The following is a 3,066-nucleotide window of genomic DNA, read 5'->3' as shown; positions in this document are numbered from 1 at the left end:
ATATAAGGATTTATTTAATCCGATTACTTCCTATTTTGTTTCTAGGTAGTTAAAGTAGTTATCGCCAACGGAGTTGGCTAGGAGCATATTTAAGTGAAGAACTAAGAGTGAAGAGTGAAAAATCCATGTGCAAACGTAATGCTTACAAGTAGAAACCACATACATTTGGATTTTTCGTTTTTCACTTTTAACTTTTCACTTTCGTAAAACGCACTACGTTGCTATTGTGCCGGCGGATCTGTGCTCCGCCGGAATTGAATATAAGGATTTATTTAATCCGATTACTTCCTATTTCGTTTCTAGGTAGTTAAAGTAGTTATAGTAGTTATCACTAACGGGGTTGGCTAGGAGTTAGAGCCATATACTAACGTAGTGCGTGCGATAATAATACGCAACGCACATGTAGTAGCTCCATAGGCCATAAGGCTGTTAATACAGTCTTATGCTTACAACACTAACGTAGTGCGTGCGATAATAATACGCAACGCACATGTAGTAGATCCATAGACCATAAGGCTGTTAATACAGTCTCCTGTTCACTATATTTATACATAAAGAGGTCATGCCATTACTCCTGACGGGGTAGTGGCATGACCTCTTTTGCGTTGTATATATGATGACAGGTTTGTAGACAGTGATTTTTATATATGGAATAATTCAGAGAAAACATGTCTTCTATGGAAGACATATGTCGGTAAATATGCTTTCTATAAAATAACTAATAATACAAATGGTTGGAAGTAGTTTAATGTTTTTGTTATTTTTCAGTTAAAAATATTGTATAAATCTCTTTTTGTTGTTACTTTTGTAAGAGTAAGAAAATTATTACTTGTGAAGTTAAATCTATAAACAGCAAAACAATGAGTAAATACATATATAAGCTTAGCGATTATCATGCAATTAAAAAAGCTGCCATATCAATTGACGGAATAACAGTGCTTTCCGGAATAAACGGATGTGGCAAAAGTACATTGTCAAAGTGGCTGTATTATATAGTTAACGGAGCAAACCTATACGATGAATTTATTTATGACAGATATGTCAGTCAGATTCAGAATATCTTTACCGGACTTAACTTTGCAAGAAGGGATATAGACAAGGATACAGACCATAGCAACTCTTTGTTTTTCAGAGAGGCGTCATCAAAGATACGCAGTTTAAAAGATAATGGCGAACAGGATAAAGTCGAAATTATACAGCATATAGCAGAAAAGGTTATAGAAAGATTCTGTGATATTCTGTATATATATTTAAAAGATTCACCTTCGCCAACCAAAAGAGAAAGAGTGTTTGGTTTTCTTGGTATAAAATACAATGAAAATGAAAATTTTGATGATGTATTAAGTTCCTTCAGATATGCAGAATTAAGCGAGATAGAACACATAAAAAATAATTATTATGAAAGTAAGAGAAAACGTTCAATGGATGATTTTCTTATGCTTTTGCATGATAATTTTGATATAGATGAGACGAGTCCTAACAATATAAATGTTGAAGAAGACGGCGTAAAGCTGTTTCAAAAAGGCAGTGTAGGCAACTTGTATAATCTTACTAAGGCAATATACGTTGACACACCGATGGCTGTGTCGGAAGAAGGTAAGGATGACAATGTGTTCTGGAACGACCTGAAGAGCCTGATGCTGGATGAAAATAAGGACTTTGCCGGCACTGACGCATATAAAAAAATAATAAGAAGAATAACACACCTGATGAATGGGCGTGTTGATGTTGAAAAAGATGACTTTGGTCAGAAAGAACTGCATTTTGTGAGTGAGGACGGACTCAACATAAAACTAGATAAAACGGCTACAGGATTTAAGTCGTTCTCATATATATTGAGACTTCTTGAAAACGGGTATCTTAATGAAAAGACTTTGTTGCTGATTGATGAGCCTGAAGCTCATCTGCATCCGCAATGGATTGTAGAGTTTGCACATATTCTTGTTCTGCTCAATAAAGAAACGGGCACAAAGATAATGGTGGCAAGCCATAACCCGAATATGGTTGACGCGATAAGCGCTATTGCAAAGAAAGAGAATGTTGAAGACAGAACACATTTCTATTTGGCAGAAGAGTCGGAGCAACGCTTTAAATATATCTATAAAGATCTTGGTCAGGACATTGAGGAAATATTTAAATCGTTCAATATGGCATATCATAAAATAGAGCAATATGGAAGCCTTGGTGTATGATAACAAAATAATAACTGGGCATAAATTGTATCCAGTATGCGGAATGAAACTGCAGGATGTTTCGGAAAAAGACTATCACGGCAAGAAATATTTTGATGAGTCCATTGAATGCCTCGACATGGACAAATATGAGGAGATTGAATGTGCCGGGGATAAAAAAGAAACTGTAGATGCTGTTATCGGCATAAAGAAGCACTTAGACAAAAACAGATTCTCAAGCCCTTATCTTATGCTTTTGGAACTCAGAATGGGATATGAAAATGTAATGAACCTGTCGGGAACTAAACTTGCCGATAAGGTTTCACATACAAATGAGATATTAGGCAGAGACATAGATTTATATGATACCATTTATTTCGTATTTAAAAATAATATAGCTCAAAGGACTATATCTATGTTTCATAATATGAAAAATGGAAACAAGAATCTAAAGAAATGTGAGCCTATATCAACAGATGACTTTAACACATATATTAAACCCATAAAAGACTATCAGTATGAACCGGAAAATGATGTAGTGGAAATAAGAAGGCAACTGGACATAAATAACTATCTAGAGGATATAAATAAGTTTCTTGGCATAATGAAATATTGGTGCCAAAGGGCGAATAATTACAAATATAAATATAATGTTAATGAATATAATAGCATTATCGGAGAGCTGAAGATAATATGGCATGAGTTTCGTGCAAATAAAAAAATCAGATTGACTGACGATAATGAATTAGATTCCGAGATAATAGAAGAGGATTATCCGGAACTAAAGAATTTACAATAGCATTGTATTCACTAAAATAGTTTTGTATGGTTAGCTGCTGTTCCGGCGGATCTGTGCTCCGCCGGAATTGAATATAAGAACCGAAGGTCAGTGTAG

2 protein-coding genes are annotated in these 3,066 nt (G+C 34.7%); both read left to right on the top strand.

What is annotated here, in order from left to right; all coding sequences use genetic code 11:
* Positions 1-860: 860 nt before the first annotated feature.
* Positions 861-2,192 (top strand): AAA family ATPase, encoded by a 1,332-nt coding sequence (locus QVO66_RS03940; protein WP_021854107.1) that lies wholly within the window; start codon positions 861-863, stop codon positions 2,190-2,192.
* Positions 2,173-2,970: a hypothetical protein gene (locus QVO66_RS03935; protein ID WP_021854106.1), complete on the top strand. Its 798-nt coding sequence runs from the start codon at positions 2,173-2,175 to the stop codon at positions 2,968-2,970. The genes QVO66_RS03940 and QVO66_RS03935 overlap by 20 nt, the downstream gene beginning before the upstream one ends.
* The last annotated feature ends 96 nt before the right edge of the window (positions 2,971-3,066 follow it).

The sequence above is a fragment of the Prevotella sp. CAG:255 genome (genome assembly GCF_000431195.1).
In the GTDB taxonomy this organism is placed as follows: Bacteria; Bacteroidota; Bacteroidia; order Bacteroidales; family Bacteroidaceae; genus Prevotella; species Prevotella rara.
The sequence above is the reverse complement of the archived record's forward strand: the minus strand, read 5'-3'. Positions and strand labels throughout refer to the sequence as shown.